Here is a 20152-nt window from a genome sequence, read left to right as displayed (position 1 = left end):
GATCAGCTGCCGACGGCGGTTTTCAGCTGCGCGGACAGCGAGTTCCAGTCGAACGCCCCCTCGGCCAGCTTGCCATTGATCAGGAAGCTGGGCGTGCCGGTGATCTTGTCCTGATTGGCGCCGCGATCGCGGATCGCGATCAGCCGATCGAGATTGGCCTTATCCGACAGGCACTGATCGGCCTTGTCTTTGGAAAGGCCCCGCGCGCGATAGAATTGATCCATCCCGGCAGCTGTCGCGAGTGCGCCGAACTGCTGGTTTTCGGGCAAGCCCTGGATGCGGGTAATTTCCGCGTTCGGAATTTTGCTGACCTGCGCGCCCCAGTTCTTCTGTTCGGCATAGGTCTGTTCGACGAGCTTGAAGAACGGCCCTTCCCCCTGGCAACTCGCCAGCAGGGACACCGCCACGTCGACCGGATTGAGCACGAACGTGCGGAATTCCCAACTGACCTTGCCGGTGCGGACATATTCGTCGCGCAGCTTGGGCGCGCCATTGATCGAGAAATCGGCGCAATGCGGACAGGTAAGCGACGCATATTCGACCAGCTTCACCGGCGCATCGGGATTGCCCATGCGAAAACCGCCTTCCGGCGTTGCCACCACCGTTTCCGTCCAGTCCTTGCCATCGGGCGCAGGCGTCGCCGGGGACGCCGCGTTGGACGCGGCACCCGTGTCAGTCGCATCCTGCTTGCCGCAACCGGCAACGGCCAGTGCGAGCGCGGCAACGGCCCAGCGATAATCGATCTTCATGACGGAATTTGCTCCTGATCTGAACTGTTGCGCCGATCATGGCGCGGCAGGCAATTGGCTTCAATGGCTTATCGTTACGGCAGCGCGGCCTGCAATTGTGGCTCCAGCGCCTGCCATGTGACCGTTTTATCCAGCCGCTTGCCGTTCAACACGAAGCTGGGTGTCCCCTGGATTTGATAGGTTTTGACCGCCTGGCTTCGGATTGCAACGATGCGGTCGCGCAGCTGGAGGTCTGCCAGGCAGGTTTTCACGCGCGCAGGCCGCAGGCCGTTCGCCGTAGCCCAGCTATCAAGGCCCATGTCGCGAGCAAGCACCGTGTGGAGTTGCGCCTCGGGTGTTTTGTTCAAGGCTTCCGCCTGGGACTGATCCGGCGCGCGATCGAGAATCCGGTCCTGATCGGCGAACATCTTTTCACCCAATGCCACGGCGGCGGCCGGCGTAGCCGTACAGCGCACGAGCATCCCCTCGGTCAAATCGATCGGGTTCAGCGCAAACTGGCGAAATTCCAGGCTGACCTTGCCGGTGGCGATATAGCGCGACCGGAGCGCCGGCATCCCTTCGGCCATGAAATGCGCGCAATGCGGACAGGTGTAGGACGCATATTCGATCAATTTCACCGGCGCTGCCGGATTTCCGATCAGCCAGCCGCCTTCGGGCGTCGCGGCAACCCGGCGGTTCCAATCCGGCGTCGCCGCCTGCAACGGCGAAACCGAAAATGCCGCCGCAACCAACGCGACAAACGCGCGAACTTTACCGATCATCATGGCTTTCCATCATCCAGAACGGGAGGTCCCTTCGTCGCCACCAGCGCACCGGCCAATGATTCCAGACATGCGCGCAATTCGGGATCTGCAATGGTGCGCAGGCTTTCGCCCAGTTCCACCGGCACCGGCTTCAGCGATGGCGGCGCCCGACGAACCACCGGCTTCGCCGCAGTCGCCTGTTTTATGACAATCCGGGCGACCGCCGGATAGCCGAAGAAACGATTGACCCGATCGACGATTTCCGGCGCAACATGCTGGAGCATCGGCGCATGCGCGCCTTCGACGGTGAGCGTCAAAACCCCATCGGCGCGCTGCCCTTTGGGAAAACGGATCGATTCCGGGGCAGACACGCCGGCGTAACGCGGGCCGACAATCTCGCCCCAGCGGCTCACCACCGACGACTGAACGAAGCCGAATCGGCGGAAAGACGCGCGGCCGACATCGGACACCATATCCCCCACGGCGCGGGCGCGGCCCTGCCGTTGCGGTTCGTCGCCCTGTGCGCGCGGGCGGCGGGTGCTGGGTGCTCTGATCTTCCGTTCCGTCATCGGCTCCCCCATGCCATAGGGCAGCCATGCCCGTCGACAGCCCCGTGCCAATTCCGATCCTTCTGCTTGCCTGGTATGATCGATCGGCACGCCGGCTGCCATGGCGCGCGCCGCCCGGCGCGCCCGCGACGGATCCCTATCGCGTATGGCTGTCGGAAGTGATGCTGCAACAGACGACCGTCGCGGCGGTCGGCCGCTACTTTGCCGAGTTTACGCAGCGCTGGCCTTCGGTGGATGCGCTGGCGGGAGCGGCCGACGAAGACGTGATGGCGGCATGGGCCGGGCTTGGCTATTATGCCCGCGCGCGCAACCTGCTGGCCTGCGCGCGAACGGTGGCCGCAGCGGGCGGACATTTCCCTGATTCCGAAGAAGATTTGCGCGCCCTGCCCGGCGTGGGCGCGTACACGGCCGCCGCCATCGCCGCCATCGCGTTCGGCCGGCGCGCGGTGGTGGTGGATGCCAATGTCGAACGCGTCGTCGCCCGGTTGTTCGCGATTTCGACACCGCTGCCGGCCGCCAAGACCGCAATCAGGGAAGCGGCGGCCACGATAACCCCCGACACGCGGCCGGGCGATTTCGCGCAGGCGATGATGGATCTCGGCGCAACGATCTGCACGCCCAAGCGCCCCGCCTGCGCCATCTGCCCGGTGAACGGCCATTGCACCGCATTTCGCGCGGGCGATGCAGCACTTTACCCTGTGAAGTCCCCCAAGGCCGTAAGACCGTCGCGACATGGCACCACCTTCTGGCTCGAATCGGATGGCCACGTCCTGCTCGTCCGTCGACCGGACAAGGGCATGCTGGGCGGGATGCGCGCCCTGCCGAGTGGGCCGTGGACCGATGCCGATCCCGGCATGGCGGGCGCGCCGGCCGGCATATCATGGCGGCCGCTGGGCAATGTCGCGCATGTGTTTACCCATTTCGCGCTGAATCTGGCAGTAGTGGCCGGCGACACATCCGATCGCACCGGCGACGGCGAATGGTGGCCCGTGGACGACATCGACCGCGCCGGGCTGCCAACCTTGTTTGCAAAGGCCGCCGCACTCGCCCAGAAAGCGCGCATAGCAGAGGATGAGGGACGGGCATGACGACAGCGCCGGGTTTCACGGGATCGCCACTCCAGCGAATCGACAACGAACGCGATCACCCCGGCATGATCGAACAACGCCTTGCTGATCCCAATGCCCGGCTACTGCGGATGGTGGGCCTCGATCCCGTGGCGGATGCCAACGGGGCACTCGACTGGGCACCGCTAAGCGCGGCACCGGCAGGGATCGAACTTGCGCTGCTCGGGCTGATCGACGATGCGCCACGTTTCGTGGCACTCGATCCCGATGCCGCCGGCAGCAATCACAATCTGATCTGGCAATTGCTCAATGGCCTGCCCGCGGGCGAAGCCGGCACCTATGCCGCCGCGCGCAGCCTGGTCGACTGGCATTCGCGCCATCGTTTCTGCGCACGCTGCGGAACTTCCACGACATCTTTCCGCGCCGGCTGGGCGCGGCGTTGCCCCGGCTGCGGTGCGGAACATTTTCCGCGCACCGATCCCGTCGTCATCATGCTCGCCGAATATGAAGGCCGCGTGCTGATCGGTCGTCAGCCGCGTTTCCCCGCCGGGTTCTACTCCGCACTCGCCGGGTTCGTCGAAGTGGGCGAATCGATCGAAGAAGCCGTAGCCCGCGAACTGTTCGAGGAAGCGGGTGTTCAGGCCACGGGCGTTCGCTACATCGTCAGCCAGCCATGGCCCTTCCCGTCATCGTTGATGATGGCCTGTATCGCACCGGTCGCGTCGGACGCGATCACGCTCGACACCAACGAACTGGAACATGCGATGTGGGTGGATCGCGATCAGGTGGCCACTGCACTGGCAGGTGGCCCCTCGCCAGCGTTCAGCGCTCCGCCACCTTACGCGATCGCCCACACGCTGCTCGCCCGCTGGTTGGCGGGCGCATAAGCGGCGTTCAAAGCCCGCGCGAACGGGCCTGCGGATAGGTGCCGAGGATGCGGACCCACTTGCTGTGGAACGCCAGTTCCTCCAGCGCGCGGGCAACAGCCGGATCTTCCGGATGTCCTTCGATATCGGCGTAAAATTCCGTCGCCGCGAAACTGCCGCCGCGCTGATAGCTTTCCAGCTTGGTCATGTTCACGCCGTTCGTCGCAAACCCGCCCATCGCCTTGTAAAGCGCCGCCGGGACATTCTTCACCTCGAAGATCAGCGTCGTCATGAACGGGCCTGGTCCGATAGGTTCGTGGCCCGCCAGCTCCAGGATGACGAAGCGCGTCATATTATGTTCGGCGTCCTCCAGGCCATCGGCCAGGATGTGCAGCCCATAAAGATCGGCGGCGGCGCGCGGTGCGATTGCCGCCGTTTCGGGCTGGCCGAGTTCGGCGACCATCGCGGCGGCACCCGCTGTATCGGCATAGGTGATCGGCCGCAGTCCACGCGTTCGCAGCCAGTTGCGGCACTGGCCCAGCGCCTGCGGATGGCTCATCACCTCAGTGATCTCGGCAGCCGGATCAAGCCCCATCAGCGCATAACGGATTGGCAGGAAATATTCGCCGGTGATCACCAGCCCGGATTCGGGCAGCAGAAAGTGGATGTCGGCAACGCGCCCGTGCAGGGAATTTTCGATGGGAATCATCGCCCGTTCGGCGCGGCATTCGCGCACCGCATCGATCGCATCTTCGAAACTGAAACAGGGCAAGGCCAGCCCGTCGGCAAACATCTGATCCACCGCAATGTGCGAGTTCGCGCCGGGCGCGCCCTGAAAGGCGACGGCACGATGCGGCTCGGCCGCAGCAGCGGCCATCATCTGCGCGACAAGCGCGCGCGCGGGGGCGGGATAGCTTTCCATGTCGACCGCGCGCTTAAGCTGGCAGCCATGGCATCGCAACCCGCTCGTTTGAGAACGATTCGCAAATCGAATGCCACGCTTGCGGTGCCGGACATGCGATTCTAAAGGGATCGCGAATTTTTATCGCGCAGGGGAAGCGCGGCCCGAGGAGGTTTCGGAAGAGGCATGGACAACCGTTTCAACACCATTGCCGGCTGGGCGCTTGCCGGCGGCATCGCCGCGCTCGGCCTCTCGATCCTCACGGGTGAGTATTTCAAGGCGGAACGGCCCGAAAAAATGGGCTACGTCGTCGAAGGCGTCGAGGAAGAAGGCGCGGCTGGCGGCGGCGAAGCCGAAAAGCCGATCGAATTCTATCTCGCCAGCGCCGATCCGGCCAAGGGCGCGGACGTGTTCAAGAAGTGCGCGGCCTGCCACAACGCCGACAAGGGCGGCGCCAATGCGCTCGGTCCGAATCTGTGGGGCGCGCTTGGCAAGCCGCACGGCCATGTTCCCGGCTTTGCTTACACGGATGCGCTCAAAAGCGTTCCGGGTGTGTGGGACTGGAAGAGCATGAGCGATTGGCTGCATAATCCGAAAAAATATGCGCCGGGCACCAAGATGACCTTCGCGGGCCTGTCCAAGCCGGAAGATCGCGCCAATCTGATCGCGTACCTCAACCAGCAGAGCGACAGCCCGCTGCCGATGCCGGCGGTTCCAGCCGAAGCGACTGCCGCGGCCCCGGCCGAAGGCGAAGCAGCCGCAGCCGCAGCTGCAGCCCCGGCTAGCAACGAAGCAGCGCCGGCCCCCGCCAAGCACTGATCCCACCGATCGGTCGACACAAGAAAAAGGCCCCCGCCGATGATGGCGGGGGCCTTTTTCTTTGTGCCTGCAAGGGCAAGCGCGTCCCCTGGGAACGCAACGGATCGCCTGATGCTATTCGGCCGCCTGCTGGCGCCGTTCGGCTTCGCGCTTGGCCCAATAGGCCGTGACATGCTCCCACGCGTCATCGGCCGTTTCCACGAATCGGAACAGCTTGAGATCGTTGGGCGAGATCACCCCTTCTCCCACCAGCGCATCGAAATCGACCACCCGCGTCCAGAAATCCTTTCCGAAGAACAGGATCGGCAGCGGCTTCATCTTGCCCGTCTGGATCAGCGTGAGCAGTTCGAAGGTTTCGTCGAACGTGCCAAACCCACCGGGGAACACCGCCACTGCGCGGGCGCGCAGCAGGAAATGCATCTTGCGCAGCGCGAAATAGTGGAACTGGAAACTCAGCGACGGGGTGACATAACAATTGGGGGCCTGCTCATGTGGCAAGACGATATTCAACCCGATCGAATCCGCCCCGACATCAGCCGCACCACGATTGGCCGCCTCCATGATCGAAGGCCCGCCCCCTGAACAGACAACGAACTGCCGCCTGCCTTCGGCATCGGGCGCAGCCTGGCTGGCAAGCTGCGCGAGCGTGCGCGCCTCATCATAATAACGGGCCTTCGCCTTCAGCCGCTCCGCGATCTTGCGCTGCGTATCGGTGACGGCCGCGCCGACCAGCATGTCGGCCTTGTCCGCTTCCGGGATACGGGCCGATCCATAAAAGACGAAGGTTGAGCCGATCTTCGCTTCTTCCAGGAGCAATTCCGGCTTCATCAGTTCCAGCTGAAAGCGGACCGGACGGAGATCATCGCGCAACAGGAAATCCATGTCCTGAAACGCAAGGCGATAGGATGCGTGGGTCGTCTGCGGCGCCGGCGCCACATGGCGGGCGGAGGCCGCATCATCTTTGGCGGGAGGAAAAACGCGCTTCGGGATTTCTCGGTTGCTCATGGAAACGATGTCTAGCCTTGTTCTGTTATCGACTCGATACCCGTCGGGCCGCGCGCCAATGGCGGCGCCCGCGCATCTGAAACGGGCGGATTCACTTCACTTACAATATGGCCCGTCCGCACCCATGTCGAAGTGGAAATGGTTGTAATGTGCCGCATCGCCCGCCGGGCCGATGACGATCGCGAAACGCCGGCAGGCCGCCTTGTGAACGGCACGCAGAAAATTGCGGATATCCTTGTCGGGACCATTCCATCCCTGTTCCACCGTCACCCGCCGGCCATCAGCCAGCACGAATGCCGCAATATCCACGGCGTTGGCCCGTCCATGTTCAGACATCTTGGCACCCGCAACCCCGTTGCGCGGCCGGCAATTATACGTCCCGAAACTTTCGATTCGAATGACCCGGCTACCCAGCCACGCCGTCGCCGCGTTCTGAACCGCCTCATTGGTCCAGGCCGAAAGCCGTTCGGCCGTGCGGCACTTCATCGCGCCGAGATTCGTGACAGGGATACCAATAGCCGTCAGTTGCACCGCGCCCGTCGCCGAACAGCCATTGCCAAACCAGCGATCTGGCAAAACCGTGAATTTTGCGTCGTACCGGGCGAGATCGACCAGGCATTGCTTCAAAGCGCGCGAATCTTCGGCCGGTTCGCGCGGCGGCGGCCGATGCGGCTTTCCCGCAGGCGATCCGACGCAGCCGGCCAGCACCAGCAACATCAACAGTGAAAGGCCGCGCATACGCATTGCGAAACTGGGTGACGAGCCTTCACCCGCCCGTCAATCCGCGCACCATGGCGGATGAGTCGAACGGTTGGCGCCATTCGGCGAACCGTTGATCGCAAACAGCGAAATCGTGCGATTCGCTCCATCACTCCTTATCCGCGCATTGACTCCATCGCCGGTGTCTCTAGAAGCGCCGGCGGGCCACGCCGTCCCAACGCGGCGCGTGCTCTCTGTGAGGAGAGACTACATGACTGAGACTGCTCGCCCCGGCACGAAGCCGGCGCGCCCCCATTTTTCTTCCGGTCCCTGCGCCAAGCCTCCGGGCTGGGACGCCGCGCATCTCGCTACGGGATCGCTGGGCCGTTCGCACCGTTCCAAACTGGGCAAAAGCCGCCTCGTCCACGCGCTCGATCTGACGCGCGAGATTCTTGGCGTTCCTGCTACGCACCGTATCGGTATCGTCCCTGGCTCCGACACCGGCGCCGTCGAAATGGCTTTGTGGTCGCTGTTGGGAGCGCGCAAGGCCACGATGGTTGCCTGGGAAAGCTTCGGTGAAGGTTGGGTCACCGATGTCGTCAAGCAGCTCAAGATCGACGCCGAAGTCGTCAAGGCGCCTTATGGCGAACTGCCGGATCTGGCGGCGCTCGACCAGTCGACCGACATCGTCTTCACCTGGAACGGCACCACATCTGGCGTGCGCGTGCCCAATGGCGACTGGATCAGGGACGACCGCGAAGGCCTGACCATCGCGGACGCCACTTCGGCCTGCTTCGCCATGGACCTGCCGTGGGACAAGCTCGATGTCGTCACCTTCTCCTGGCAGAAGGTGTTGGGCGGCGAAGGCGCGCACGGCGTGCTGATCCTCGGCCCGCGCGCTGTCGAACGGCTGGAAAGCTACACGCCCGCATGGCCGATGCCCAAGATCTTCCGCATGACCAAGGGCGGCAAGCTGATCGAAGGCATCTTCAAGGGTGAAACGATCAACACGCCGTCGATGCTGGCCGTCGAAGATTATATCTGGGCGCTGGAATGGGCGAAATCGCTCGGCGGCCTGAAGGCGCTGATCAAGCGCGCCGACGCCAATGCCGCCGCGCTCGATGCGTGGGTGCAGCAAACGCCGTGGATCGATCATCTGGCAACGGACCCGATTTCGCGTTCGAACACCTCGGTCTGCCTGAAATTCGCCGACGCGGCCGTTACCGGCCTCGATGACGAAGGCAAGCTGGCTCTGGTCAAGAAGATCGCCAGCCTGCTCGAAGCGCAGGACGCGGCCTATGATATCGCCGGCTATCGCGACGCCCCTCCGGGCCTGCGCATCTGGTGTGGTGCAACCGTCGAAACAGCCGACGTGGAAGCACTTGGCCCCTGGCTCGATTGGGCCTGGTCGCAAGCGCGCGCCTAACCCCTCCCCTTCCTTCGTCATTCCCGCACAGGCGGGACTCCATAGACGCTACGCCATCGATGAACGCGCGAGCGTCAGAGAATATGGATCCCCGCTTTCGCGGGGATGACGGGCAAATTGGAAAGCGAAATCGAAATGCCAAAAGTCCTGATTTCCGACCAGATGGACCCGCTCGCCGCCCAGATCTTCCGCAATCGCGGGATCGAGGTGGACGAAATCACCGGCAAGACCAAGGACGAGCTGATCGCGATGATCGGCAAATATGACGGCCTCGCCATCCGTTCCGCGACCAAGGTGACGAAGGAGGTGCTCGACGCCGCCACGAACCTGAAGGTCGTCGGCCGCGCCGGCATCGGCGTCGACAATGTCGATATCCCGTCGGCGTCCGCCAAGGGCGTCGTCGTCATGAACACCCCGTTCGGCAATTCGATCACCACCGCCGAACATGCCATCGCGCTGATGTTCGCGCTGGCGCGCGATCTGCCCGAAGCCGACAAGTCGACCCAGGCCGGCAAGTGGGAAAAGAACCGCTTCATGGGCGTCGAAGTGACGGGCAAGACGCTCGGCCTGATCGGCGCCGGCAATATCGGTTCGATCGTCGCGGATCGCGCGATCGGCCTGCGCATGAAGGTGGTTGCTTATGATCCCTTCCTGACGCCGGAACGCGCCGTCGACATGGGCGTGGAAAAGGTGACGCTGGATGAACTGCTGGCGCGTGCCGACTTCATCACGCTCCACACCCCGCTGACCGATTCGACCCGCAACATCCTGTCGGCCGAAAACATCGCCAAGACCAAGAAGGGTGTGCGCATCGTCAACTGCGCGCGCGGCGGCCTGGTGGATGAAGCGGCGCTGAAGGCAGCCCTCGATTCGGGCCATGTCGCGGGCGCGGCCCTCGACGTGTTCGTCAGCGAGCCGGCCAAGGAAAGCCCGCTGTTCGGTACCCCCGGCTTCATTTCCACCCCGCACCTTGGCGCGTCGACCAACGAAGCGCAGGTCAATGTCGCGATCCAGGTGGCCGAACAGATGGCCGATTTCCTGCTGTCGGGCGGCGTCACCAACGCCTTGAACGTGCCGAGCCTGTCGGCTGAGGAAGCGCCCAAGCTGAAGCCGTACATGGCGCTGGCCGAACGCCTTGGCGCGCTGATCGGCCAGCTCGAAGGCGATGCGATCAAATCGGTCGCGATCGAAGTCGAAGGCGCCGCCGCCGAACTGAACCAGAAGCCGATCACCGGCGCCGTGCTGAAGGGCCTGATGGGCGTCTATTCGGATACGGTGAACATGGTCAACGCGCCGTTCCTGGCAAAGGAACGCGGCCTTGATGTGCGCGAAGTGCGCCATGATCGCGAAGGCGATTACCACACGTTGGTCCGCGTTTCGGTCGCGACCGATCAGGGTGAAAAATCGGTCGCGGGCACGCTGTTCGCCAATTCCGAGCCGCGCCTCGTCGAAATCTTCGGCGTGAAGGTGGAGGCCGATCTCGTCGGCACGATGCTCTATGTCGTGAACGAGGACGCGCCGGGCTTCATCGGCCGGCTTGGCACGAAGCTGGGCGAAGCCGGCGTCAATATCGGCACCTTCCACCTCGGCCGCCGTTCGGCCGGCGGTGAAGCGGTGCTGCTGCTGTCGCTCGATTCGCCGACGAACGAAGCCGTGATGCAGGAAATCTGCCGCCTGCCGGGCGTGAAGACGGTGAAGTCGTTGAGCTTCTGATTGAGACCAAAAGGGGCATCGTTTCCGTCGATGTTGGAAACGATGCCCCTGCTGGGCTGGCGTCTCGCCGAAACCACGCTAAGAGCCTGCCCATGACCAACACACCCGGCCTCCTGCCCGTTGGGCTTCGCGATCGGCTGCCGCCCCAGGCGGAAGCGGCTTCGCGACTGCTGCACCGGGTGATCGTCGCGATCGGACGCAACGGTTATGACCGCGTTGCCCCGCCCCTTGCCGAGTTCGAAGATGAACTGGTGGGCCGGCTGAAATCGGCGCGCGCGCATGATCTGCTGCGCGTCGTCGATCCCATTTCGCAGCGCACCCTGGCGCTGCGTCCCGATATCACGGCCCAGGTGGGGCGCATCGCGGCAACGCGGATGACGCACCGCCCCCGGCCGCTGCGCCTTGCTTATGGCGGGCCGGTCCTGAAGCTCAAGACCACGCAACTGCGCCCCGAACGCGAACTGATCCAGGCCGGCGCCGAACTGATCGGCAGCGATTCGGTCGCCGCTGCGATCGAGGTGCTGGGCGTCGCGATCGAGGCGCTGGAGGCGGCCGGTGTCACCACCATCACCGTCGACCTGACCCTGCCCGATCTGATCGAAACGCTGGCCGCCGGCCCATTGCCGCTGCCACCCGCCCGGCTGGAACGCGTGCGCGAGCGGCTGGACGCCAAGGATGTCGGCGCGCTGGCAGCCCTTGATGCCGCCGCCTATCTGCCGCTGGTGGCCGCCGCCGGCCCGGTTGGCCCCGCGATCGAAAAGCTGCGCGCGCTGGGCGATATCGCCCCGCTTTCCACCCGCCTCGATGCAGTCGAGCGAATCGCCACGGCCTTTGCCGGCCGCGTCAGCCTGACGCTGGACCCCACCGAACGCCACGGCTTCGAATATCAAAGCTGGATCGGCTTTTCGTTGTTCGGCGAAGGGCTGTCGGGCGAAATCGGCCGGGGTGGCAGCTACACCATCCTCCACGCCGACGGCCGCGAAGAACCCGCCACGGGCTTTTCGCTTTATATCGATCCGCTGGTCGATGCCGGGCTGGGACAGGAACCGCATCGCCGCATCTTCGTACCGATCAACGCCGATCCGGCCGTCGCCGCCAGCTTGCGCGCCGATGGCTGGACGACCGTCGCGGCGCTCGACGAACAGGACGACCCGGCAGCCCTGGGCTGCACCCACCGGCTGCACGGCACTTTGCCGCAGCCCATCTGAATACGGACAGGAATCATGGCCAACGTCACCGTCATCGGCGCCCAATGGGGCGATGAAGGCAAGGGCAAGATCGTCGACTGGCTGGCAGAGCGCGCGGATTGCGTCGTTCGCTTCCAGGGCGGACACAATGCCGGGCATACGCTGGTTGTCGGCGAAAATGTCTACAAGCTGAGCCTACTGCCGTCGGGCATCGTGCGTGGCACGCTTTCGGTGATCGGCAATGGCGTGGTGCTCGATCCGTGGCACTTCCGCGACGAAGTGGCGAAACTGGCCGGCCAGGGCGTGACGATCACGCCGGAAAACCTGCACATCGCCGAAACCTGCCCGCTGATCCTGCCGTTCCACCGCGATCTGGATGGCCTGCGCGAGGACGCATCGGGCGCCGGCAAGATCGGCACCACCCGTCGCGGTATCGGCCCGGCTTATGAAGACAAGGTTGGCCGCCGCGCGATCCGCGTGTGCGATCTGGCCCATCTCGACGATCTCGATCTTCAGCTCGACCGGATCTGCGCGCACCATGATGCGCTGCGCGCCGGCTTTGGCGAAGCGCCGATCGATCGCGCCCGGCTGATGGCCGAACTGGCGGATATTGCCAGCTACATCCTGCCGTTCGCCAAACCCGTGTGGCACACGCTGGATCAGGCCCGCAAACGCGGCGACCGCATCCTGTTCGAAGGCGCGCAGGGCGTGCTGCTGGATGTCGATCACGGCACCTATCCGTTCGTCACGTCGTCCAACACCATCGCCGGCACGGCGGCGGGCGGATCAGGCCTTGGCCCGTCGGCGGTCGGCTTCGTGCTCGGCATCGTCAAGGCGTACACCACGCGCGTCGGTTCCGGCCCCTTCCCCACCGAACTGGAAGACGAAACCGGCCAGCGGCTGGGCGAACGCGGCCATGAATTCGGCACCGTCACGGGGCGCAAGCGCCGCTGCGGCTGGTTCGATGCCGTGCTGGTGCGCCAGTCGGCAGCGGTTTCCGGCATCACCGGAATCGCGCTGACCAAGCTCGACGTGCTCGATGGGTTCGAAGAGCTGAAAATCTGCACCGGCTACATGCTGGACGGCAAGCAGTACGACTATCTGCCGCCGCACCCGCAGGATCAGGCCCGCGTCGTGCCGGTTTATGAAGTGATCGAAGGGTGGAGCGAATCCACCGCCGGTGCCCGCAGCTGGGCCGATCTGCCGGCGCAGGCGATCAAATATATCCGCCGGGTCGAAGAACTGATCCAGTGCCCGGTGGCGCTGGTATCGACCAGCCCCGAGCGCGAGGACACCATCCTCGTGCGCGACCCGTTCCAGGATTGAGAGGTATCGGGAGGGCGCCGGCCGCCGGCCGCCCTCCTGCCGCCATCCCGGCGCTGCCGTCGCCCTGAAGCAAGCCGGACCGGCGCAACTTTTGGGGTGGTTTCCCCTTCGCCCGATCCGGCGTTAGCGCCAGTCGAACGGCAAGGGTGCTTCGCGGAAGGCGAAGCGATCGAGGTGGCGGGCAACCGCCCCTTTCAGCGCATCCAGCTGTTCGGCCGAACTGGCGTCGATCCGCACGATCAGGCTGTCGGCCGTCGCATCGAACGTCGCGGTTGCATCCGCCGGGAAATCCGCGCCGCGTGCATCCTTGGGAAATGTCACCCGGCCGTGGTTGGCGGTCAGTTCCACCGCCAGATTATGCGCCCAGTGCTTGCACAGTTGCTGGAGATATTTGCCGCCATTGCTGGTCGGCGCGGTGGCGGTGGCGCTGGCCGGCATTGCCATGATATCGTTCATATCCTGCTCCGTCAGCCCATCCGTTCGATCTTGCGCGCCACTTCGTCGATCAGCGCAACGGCCTCGTGGATCGTCTCGCTCGACACGTCTTCGCGGCCCAGCCGCTGGCGCAGCACGGTACGCAGATTGTGCATGGCGCGCTTCACCGGCATGGCATCGGTGCGTTCGCGCACCTCGGCCAGCGCGGCCAGCCTGGCAAACAGCGCATCCACGTCCGCCTGCCGTTCGGCCAGATGGGCAATCCCGGCGTCGGTGATCGCAAACGCCTTGCGCGTTCCTTCGGTCTCCGCTTCCCGGATCAGATCCATGTCCTGCAGCAATGTGATCGTGGGGTAGATGACGCCGGGGCTGGGCGCATATGCGCCGCCGGTCAGATCCTCGATCGCCCGGATCAGATCATATCCGTGGCGCGGCTGATCGCCGATCAGTTTCAGCAGCACGAGACGCAGTTCGCCGCCGTCGAAAACCCGGCGGCGACGGCCGCCCTCCTCCGGCTCCACGCCCCAGTTCATGGCAAAGCGCCCTGCCCGGATGCTGCCGTGGCGCGGGCCGCAATCGCGGTCGCGCCGGTGATGATGATGTCCAAATCCAAATCGCATCTGTCTTGTTTCCTGTGCCGCGACGGGCCGGCGGGGTGGTCCGCATCATGCGGCCCCACCCATCCGCCTGGCGGATCGCGGTCTTTCTTGTGTCGAAGCCGGCGGAACTCGGGCGAGTCGAGCCGCTTCAGATGTGTCTAAGATATATCTTGATATGATTTAGTCAATCCCCACCCTTTGTTCCTGTCCCAACCTGACGCTATATCCAGCCCGATGGCCGATCTCTTCGCCCCCGACCCCGCCGCCACCGTGCCCGACGCCGCCGCACCGCTTGCCGATAAGCTGCGCCCTCGCGCGCTCGCCGAAGTCGTCGGTCAGGAACATCTTACCGGACCCGAAGGCGCGATCGGCCGGATGGTCGCCGCCGGGCGCCTGTCATCGATGATCCTGTGGGGACCACCCGGCACCGGCAAGACGACGATCTCGCGGTTGCTGGCGGATGCGGTCGGCCTGCGATTCGCGGCGGTATCGGCGGTCTTTTCCGGTGTGGCCGATCTCAAGAAGATCTTTGCCGAAGCCCGCGATCACGCCCGCCTCGGCACCCGCACCTTGCTGTTCGTGGACGAAATTCACCGTTTCAACCGCGCCCAGCAGGATGGTTTCCTGCCCTATGTCGAAGATGGCACCGTGATCCTCGTCGGCGCGACGACCGAAAATCCCAGCTTCGAACTCAACGCCGCCTTGCTCAGCCGGGCGCAGGTGCTGATCCTCAATCGGCTCGATACCGCAGCCCTCGATACGCTGATCGCCCGCGCCGAAGAGGCCGAAGGCCGTCCCCTGCCGTTGCAGCCGTCCGCCCGCGCCGCGCTGATCGCTTCGGCCGATGGCGACGGGCGTTTCCTGCTCAACCAGGCCGAAACGCTGTTCTCGATCGCGATTGGCGAACCGCTCGATCCGGCTGGCCTCGCCGCGCTGCTCCACCGCCGGGTCGCGGTCTATGACAAGGATCGCGAGGGCCATTACAACCTGATCTCGGCCCTCCACAAAAGCCTGCGCGGTTCCGATCCGCAGGCGGCGCTTTATTATCTGTCGCGGATGCTGACGGCGGGGGAAGAGCCGCTCTACGTGCTACGCCGGCTGGTCCGCTTTGCATCGGAAGATATCGGCCTCGCCGATCCGCAGGCGCTGGTCCAGTGCCTCGCCGCCAAGGATGCCTATGATTTCCTCGGCTCGCCCGAAGGCGAACTGGCGATCGTGCAGGCCTGCCTCTATTTGGCCACCGCGCCCAAATCGAACGCCGCTTATGCAGCCCAGAAGGCCGCTTTCCGATCGGCCAAGGAAACCGGTTCGCTGATGCCCCCCAAATCCATCCTGAACGCGCCCACCCGGCTGATGAAGGATGTCGGCTACGGCAAGGATTACGCCTACGATCACAATACGGACGACGCTTTTTCCGGTGCGGATTATTGGCCGGAGGAGATGGCGCCGCAAACCTATTACGCCCCGTCCCCGCGCGGCTTCGAAGCCAGGATCGCCGAACGCATCGCATATTGGGAAAGGCTGCGGAACGAACGACGGGGCCGGTAACAGTCGCGCAGCGCGGGGCCGGGCCACGCCATTTTATCGCCCCTTACCTGCAACCGGGGACTAGACGTTCGCCATTCCCTGACGCATGGAGCAGCAAGACTGCCGGGTTAGCTCAGCTGGTAGAGCATCTGATTTGTAATCAGGGGGTCAACGGTTCGAGTCCGTTACCCGGCACCATTTCAGTCAAGCCAGTGCCTTCAGCCGCCTGCGGGCCATTGTCGCTGGCCTGCCTGTGATAACGAGGGCCGCCACACCCGGCCCACCTTTGGAATCCGCGCATGACGCCTTCGCCCGATCTCGCCATTCGGCTGTGCCGTGCCTCGTTCAACCGTGCCCTGGCCGAGGCGGACCTCGACGCCATCGCCCCGTTGCTTGCGCCGAACGCCATTCTCATCACCGGCACCGACAGCGCCATCCTATCCGGTCGCAAGGCGCAACTTCTGGCATGGAAGCGCGAATTCGCGGCCGCCGACCGCACGATCTACACACGCACCGCCGACGCGGTTCAAGTGTCATCGGTTGAACCGATCGCCCTGGAACAGGGCCGATGGCAGGGTATCGCGACGACAACCGGCCTGCCCCTGGCTTCGGGCACCTATGTTGCCAAGTGGCGCAGGATCGGCGCCGACTGGGTGATCGAGGCGGAAATCTACCTCACCCTTGCCTGACATGTGCCGCCCAGCGGGCATTTCGCCTGGGCGGCCATCAGCGGTTATGACAAACCGGATGGCGGCGCATGATGCCACCTTGCATAGGGGGGAGAGCGGCAGTGAGAGTGGATCTTTCCGGACGCACCGCACTGGTCACGGGTTCAACCCGCGGCATCGGCCTGGCCACGGCGCAGGGCCTGGCCGCCTGCGGCGCGGCGGTGATCGTCAACGGGCGGACCCGGGAGGCGGTGGCGACGGCGGTCGCATCGGTCCGCGCGGCTGGCGGCGACTCTGAGGTCCGGGGGTTCAGCGCCGATATTACGACTGCCGAGGGCGTGGCGGCATTGCTGGCGGCGGAACCCGCCATCGATATCATCGTGTCGAACGCCGCGACATTCGACTGGACCGCCTTTTTCGATACCGTCGACGAGGATTGGCGACGACATTTCGATATCAACGTGATGGCTGCGGTGCGCCTTGCACGGGCGGCCATGCCCGGCATGCTCGATCGGAACTGGGGCAGAATTGTCCTGGTCGCTTCCGAATCCGGCCTCAACATCCCGGCCGACATGATCCATTACGGGGTCGCCAAGGCTGCGGAAATCGCCCTGGCGCGCGGCCTGGCCGAACTGACTGCGGGAACCGGCGTAACCGTCAACAGCGTCCTGCCGGGGCCGACCGCATCCAGCAATGCGGAAACCTATCTCGACGATTATGCCGTTCGGGCGAATGTTCCGCGCGCTGACGCGGAAAGCCATCTTGTCCACGCGATCCGCCCCACATCGCTGCTCCAGCGCTTCGCGACGGTCGACGAGGTCGCCAGCATGATCATTTATGCCTGTTCGCCACAGGCTTCGGCCACCAATGGCGCCGCGTTGCGCGTCGAAGGGGGTATCCTGCGCCATCCCGGCTGACCGGCAGCGGCGCCACCTGATCACCTGGCCGATCGGGGGAGCGATGGCGCCCCCCGACCGGCGACAAGCATCAGCCCTGGCTCAGATGGGCGTTCAACGCATCGAGCATCTGGGCGTAAGCCCCGTTGAGGATTTCCGCCGCCTGTTCGCCGGTGAAATCGCCGGTGGCATCGCCCACCGCCCCCCAATGGACACGACAACGATCGTCGCCGAGCGATTCCAGTTCGACCTCGGCCCGATAATTGGTGATCGGCATCGGCATGCCGCGGGGAATCGTGTAGCTGAAGCGGCGGGCGGAATGATCGATGGCTTCAAGCACCTCATCGATCGGCTCCATGCCGGGCATGTGCAGACGGCGCGTCATTCCCGGGCCGGTGCCGATCTGATCAACCTGAATGCCGGGGGCGCCCCAGCCGATATTGCCGAAATCGCCAAGCACATCCCACACGCGCGCAATCGGAAAATCGAAATCACGCTGAATCTTCAGGTTCATATTACCCATCGCCATTGCTCTCCCTTAACCGTCATCCATATTGATATCGCGCATTCCAACCGTGCGCCGGGCAGACTGATCTGCACGCGAACACGATCCCGTTTCGCACAGGAATGGACCATGGTTGCAACCATAGCCCGTTCGACGCGCGACTGGATACTCCAGCGGGGCGGGGCTTGCGTCGGATAGGCAACATAATGGCCGGCTGTGTTGCCTTGGCGCACACGGCCACTGTCGGGACGCACCATGACATGAAAAAGCCTGCCCGTTCGTCACGGGCAGGCTTTTTCAGTTTCGCAAAGACGGGACCAGCGATCAGAAATCAACCGTCGCGGAAATCCACAGGCGCCGGCCTTCCTGGTTGTTCGAATATTCCGACGAATAGGTCGTCGTAGCGCCGCTGGGATGCGGCAGATATTCGACATAATTGGTATCAAGGACATTGAAGATCGTGGCAGCCAGCCGGAACTGATCCGTGATCTGCAGCGCCCCGCCCAGGTGGAACAGTTCGTAGCCCTTATAATTGCCAAGCGCATCCTGTGCCGCGCCCGCCCCGCGATATCGGCTGGAACGAATTTCGGCGCGCGCCCACAGGCTGGCCACCGCATCGATCTTCCACCGCACATTGCCGTTCAGCATGTGCTTGGGCGTGCCGATCAGCGGAAGCCCCTTATCCGCGCCGCTTTTCTGTTCGCTTTCGGTATATGTGTAGTTGACGCCCAGCGTTACGGCTTCGGTAAGCGCGAAGCGCGCCGCCACTTCGCCGCCGCGCGTAACGGCCTTGTCGATGTTGATCGACTGGCCGAACCATTCCACCCCCGGAAATGGCCCGACATCGATGCAGCCCGGACGGTTCGGATTGGCCGCAAACTGACAGTTGGCGATATCGGGGCCGCTGGCGATCTTGTCCGTGAACTCGTTGTTGAAGAACGTGATATTGCCGCTGAAGACGCCCCCGTCATCGTAATAGATGCCTGCTTCATACGTCGCGCTGGTTTCGGGCTTCAGGCCGGGGCTGCCGATCAGGGGAAGCCGCCCCTGATTGCCGAAACCAACGATGCCCTGGGCGATCTGGTTGAGTTGCGGGGTCTTGAAGCCCCGGCTGACACCACCCTTCATCGTCAGCGCATCGTTCAGGTTCCACACCGCGTAGACGCGTGGCGACCATTTGCCGCCGAAGGTGGAATGATCGTCATAGCGCGCGCCGCCCGTGAGATTGAAGCCATCGACGATCGTCCACGTCGCTTCCGCAAACCCGGCCCATTGTTCGAACTTGTAGGGCGCCGGGGCAACGGCATCGACCATCCTGGCGTGCCAATATTGCCCGCCGACCGTGTAGGATACCGGCCCGGCCTGCCCCACGAAGCGGGAATCGATGATGCTGTTGGTGGCCTTGAGCGTACGGGGGCTGCCAGCGGCCACGCCGGGCGTGTTGGGCGGCACCGTGCGCCCGATCGTTTCGGTCACATTGCGCGTCAGCGTGGTTTCGATCACCCCGATGCCCGCGCGCCACGTATGGGCCAACGCATAATTGTCGCGGTTGAAACGCAATTCGGGACGATAGCCGCCCTGCACGCTGTTGGTGCCCATCTGCCCCCGGCTATTGTCATAGCTCTGTTCGGACCGATCATATTCGACCCACAGATCATGATCGGCATGCGGCGTCATGCTCACACGCCCGCCATAGGTATAGATTTCCGAACGGGTGGGACTGCGGCCAAAGGCCGTGATCGGGATCTGCTGCCCCCCGACATCTTCATATTTCAACGCTGCGGCTTCGCGGCGATACGCGCTGCCCCGCAGTGACAAGCCGATCAGGCCTTTGACCAGCGGCCCTTGGACATAGCCGTTGGCCGAGCGGATATTGCCGAAGTCGCCATGTTCCTGAACGGTGGATTCCGCGCTCACGGTGCCCGCCCAGCGCTCCCCCACCTTGCGCGTGATGATGTTGACGACACCACCCATCGCATCCGAACCATAAAGCGTGGACATTGGCCCGCGCACCACTTCGATCCGTTCGATCGCGGAAAATGGCGGCAGGAAACCGGTCGACGTTTCGCCAAAGCCATTGGGGGTGACGCTGCCGGGTGCATTCTGGCGGCGGCCATCCAGCAGGACCAGCGTATATTCGCTCGGCATGCCCCGGATCGAGATGTTGAGACCCCCTGTTTTGCCGGCGGTGGCGCCGACATCGACACCTTCGACATCCTGAAGGGCCTCCGCAAGGCTGCCGAAACGCTTTTCCTGCAATTCGGTGCGATCCAGCACGCTGATGCTGGCCGGCGCCTTGGCTATTTTCTGTTCATACCCCGCCGCCGTGACGACGATGTCGCGATTGTTCGGTGCCGCATCCTCGGCGGCGGCCGGGTGGCTGGCGGCAATTGCCATAGCCAGAACACTCACCCCCGCGCCGATATGCCGCCCGCATTTTCCTGCCACCTTG

20 protein-coding genes and 1 tRNA gene are annotated in these 20152 nt (G+C 64.2%); 11 read left to right on the top strand and 10 right to left on the bottom strand.

The genetic code is table 11. From position 1 onward, the window contains the following. Positions 1-2: 2 nt before the first annotated feature. From KC8_RS18445 to KC8_RS18435, 3 genes are all read right to left on the bottom strand, one after another. Positions 3-749: a thioredoxin domain-containing protein gene (locus KC8_RS18445; protein ID WP_010126836.1), complete on the bottom strand. Its 747-nt coding sequence runs from the start codon at positions 747-749 to the stop codon at positions 3-5. A gap of 74 nt (positions 750-823) precedes the next feature. Further along, positions 824-1510, bottom strand: a complete 687-nt coding sequence (locus KC8_RS18440) for a thioredoxin domain-containing protein (protein ID WP_232455573.1) — start codon at positions 1508-1510, stop codon at positions 824-826. Next, positions 1510-2061 (bottom strand): DUF721 domain-containing protein, encoded by a 552-nt coding sequence (locus KC8_RS18435; protein ID WP_374952955.1) that lies wholly within the window; start codon positions 2059-2061, stop codon positions 1510-1512. Before KC8_RS18435 ends, KC8_RS18440 begins: the two co-directional genes overlap by 1 nt. 26 nt (positions 2062-2087) lie before the next feature. Between KC8_RS18435 and mutY the strand changes: the two genes are divergently transcribed. Then, complete coding sequence (mutY, locus tag KC8_RS18430) at positions 2088-3149, top strand: A/G-specific adenine glycosylase (RefSeq protein WP_010126832.1); 1062 nt, start codon at positions 2088-2090, stop codon at positions 3147-3149. After that, entirely contained in the window at positions 3146-4015 is an 870-nt protein-coding gene (nudC, locus tag KC8_RS18425; protein ID WP_010126831.1) for an NAD(+) diphosphatase, read from the top strand. The genes mutY and nudC overlap by 4 nt, the downstream gene beginning before the upstream one ends. 7 nt (positions 4016-4022) lie before the next feature. Here the strand turns inward: nudC and KC8_RS18420 are convergent, their stop codons facing one another. Next, the gene (locus KC8_RS18420) at positions 4023-4916 is read right to left on the bottom strand and encodes a prephenate dehydratase (protein WP_029624717.1); all 894 of its coding nucleotides are present in this window, start codon (positions 4914-4916) and stop codon (positions 4023-4025) included. A 165-nt stretch (positions 4917-5081) separates the two neighbouring features. On the opposite strand from KC8_RS18420, the gene KC8_RS18415 reads away from it, so the two are divergent. Further along, positions 5082-5714: a c-type cytochrome gene (locus KC8_RS18415; RefSeq protein ID WP_010126828.1), complete on the top strand. Its 633-nt coding sequence runs from the start codon at positions 5082-5084 to the stop codon at positions 5712-5714. 114 nt (positions 5715-5828) lie between these two features. Here the strand turns inward: KC8_RS18415 and KC8_RS18410 are convergent, their stop codons facing one another. Together KC8_RS18410 and KC8_RS18405 are read right to left on the bottom strand one after the other, a co-directional pair. Continuing rightward, positions 5829-6719, bottom strand: a complete 891-nt coding sequence (locus KC8_RS18410) for an LOG family protein (RefSeq protein ID WP_010126827.1) — start codon at positions 6717-6719, stop codon at positions 5829-5831. A 96-nt stretch (positions 6720-6815) separates the two neighbouring features. Then, entirely contained in the window at positions 6816-7463 is a 648-nt protein-coding gene (locus KC8_RS18405) for an extensin family protein (RefSeq protein ID WP_029624716.1), read from the bottom strand. A 226-nt stretch (positions 7464-7689) separates the two neighbouring features. On the opposite strand from KC8_RS18405, the gene KC8_RS18400 reads away from it, so the two are divergent. From KC8_RS18400 to KC8_RS18385, 4 genes are all read left to right on the top strand, one after another. Then, positions 7690-8844, top strand: a complete 1155-nt coding sequence (locus KC8_RS18400) for a phosphoserine transaminase (protein WP_010126825.1) — start codon at positions 7690-7692, stop codon at positions 8842-8844. A 135-nt stretch (positions 8845-8979) separates the two neighbouring features. Continuing rightward, complete coding sequence (gene serA / locus KC8_RS18395) at positions 8980-10557, top strand: phosphoglycerate dehydrogenase (protein ID WP_010126824.1); 1578 nt, start codon at positions 8980-8982, stop codon at positions 10555-10557. Positions 10558-10649: 92 nt separating this feature from the next. Next, positions 10650-11765 (top strand): ATP phosphoribosyltransferase regulatory subunit, encoded by a 1116-nt coding sequence (locus KC8_RS18390; protein WP_010126823.1) that lies wholly within the window; start codon positions 10650-10652, stop codon positions 11763-11765. A gap of 15 nt (positions 11766-11780) precedes the next feature. Beyond that, on the top strand, positions 11781-13070 hold the full coding sequence (locus tag KC8_RS18385; protein ID WP_010126822.1) for an adenylosuccinate synthase: 1290 nt from the start codon (positions 11781-11783) through the stop codon (positions 13068-13070). Between the two features lie 123 nt (positions 13071-13193). Here the strand turns inward: KC8_RS18385 and KC8_RS18380 are convergent, their stop codons facing one another. Both KC8_RS18380 and KC8_RS18375 read right to left on the bottom strand, forming a co-directional pair. Next, positions 13194-13526, bottom strand: a complete 333-nt coding sequence (locus KC8_RS18380; RefSeq protein WP_010126821.1) for a DUF2218 domain-containing protein — start codon at positions 13524-13526, stop codon at positions 13194-13196. Positions 13527-13537: 11 nt separating this feature from the next. Beyond that, positions 13538-14125: a PadR family transcriptional regulator gene (locus tag KC8_RS18375; protein ID WP_010126819.1), complete on the bottom strand. Its 588-nt coding sequence runs from the start codon at positions 14123-14125 to the stop codon at positions 13538-13540. Positions 14126-14338: 213 nt separating this feature from the next. Between KC8_RS18375 and KC8_RS18370 the strand changes: the two genes are divergently transcribed. The 4 genes from KC8_RS18370 to KC8_RS18355 all read left to right on the top strand — a co-directional run bounded on the left by KC8_RS18370 (position 14339) and on the right by KC8_RS18355 (position 17216). After that, a complete protein-coding gene (locus KC8_RS18370) occupies positions 14339-15652 on the top strand; it encodes a replication-associated recombination protein A (protein ID WP_010126818.1) in 1314 nt (437 codons plus the stop codon). A gap of 101 nt (positions 15653-15753) precedes the next feature. Then, positions 15754-15829, top strand: a tRNA-Thr gene (locus KC8_RS18365). A 101-nt stretch (positions 15830-15930) separates the two neighbouring features. Beyond that, complete coding sequence (locus KC8_RS18360; RefSeq protein ID WP_010126817.1) at positions 15931-16320, top strand: nuclear transport factor 2 family protein; 390 nt, start codon at positions 15931-15933, stop codon at positions 16318-16320. 101 nt (positions 16321-16421) lie between these two features. After that, positions 16422-17216 (top strand): SDR family NAD(P)-dependent oxidoreductase, encoded by a 795-nt coding sequence (locus tag KC8_RS18355; RefSeq protein ID WP_010126816.1) that lies wholly within the window; start codon positions 16422-16424, stop codon positions 17214-17216. Positions 17217-17286: 70 nt separating this feature from the next. Here KC8_RS18355 and KC8_RS18350 read toward each other — a convergent pair whose 3' ends face one another. Together KC8_RS18350 and KC8_RS18345 are read right to left on the bottom strand one after the other, a co-directional pair. Beyond that, positions 17287-17709 carry an SRPBCC family protein gene (locus KC8_RS18350; RefSeq protein ID WP_157663941.1) on the bottom strand — a complete coding sequence of 141 codons (423 nt, stop codon included), beginning with the start codon at positions 17707-17709 and terminating at the stop codon, positions 17287-17289. A gap of 315 nt (positions 17710-18024) precedes the next feature. After that, positions 18025-20097 (bottom strand): TonB-dependent receptor domain-containing protein, encoded by a 2073-nt coding sequence (locus KC8_RS18345; protein ID WP_374952956.1) that lies wholly within the window; start codon positions 20095-20097, stop codon positions 18025-18027. Between the last annotated feature and the right edge of the window lie 55 nt (positions 20098-20152).

This window comes from Sphingomonas sp. KC8 (assembly GCF_002151445.1).
In the GTDB taxonomy this organism is placed as follows: domain Bacteria; phylum Pseudomonadota; class Alphaproteobacteria; order Sphingomonadales; family Sphingomonadaceae; genus Sphingomonas_E.
This window is presented reverse-complemented; position numbering and strand designations above follow the sequence as displayed.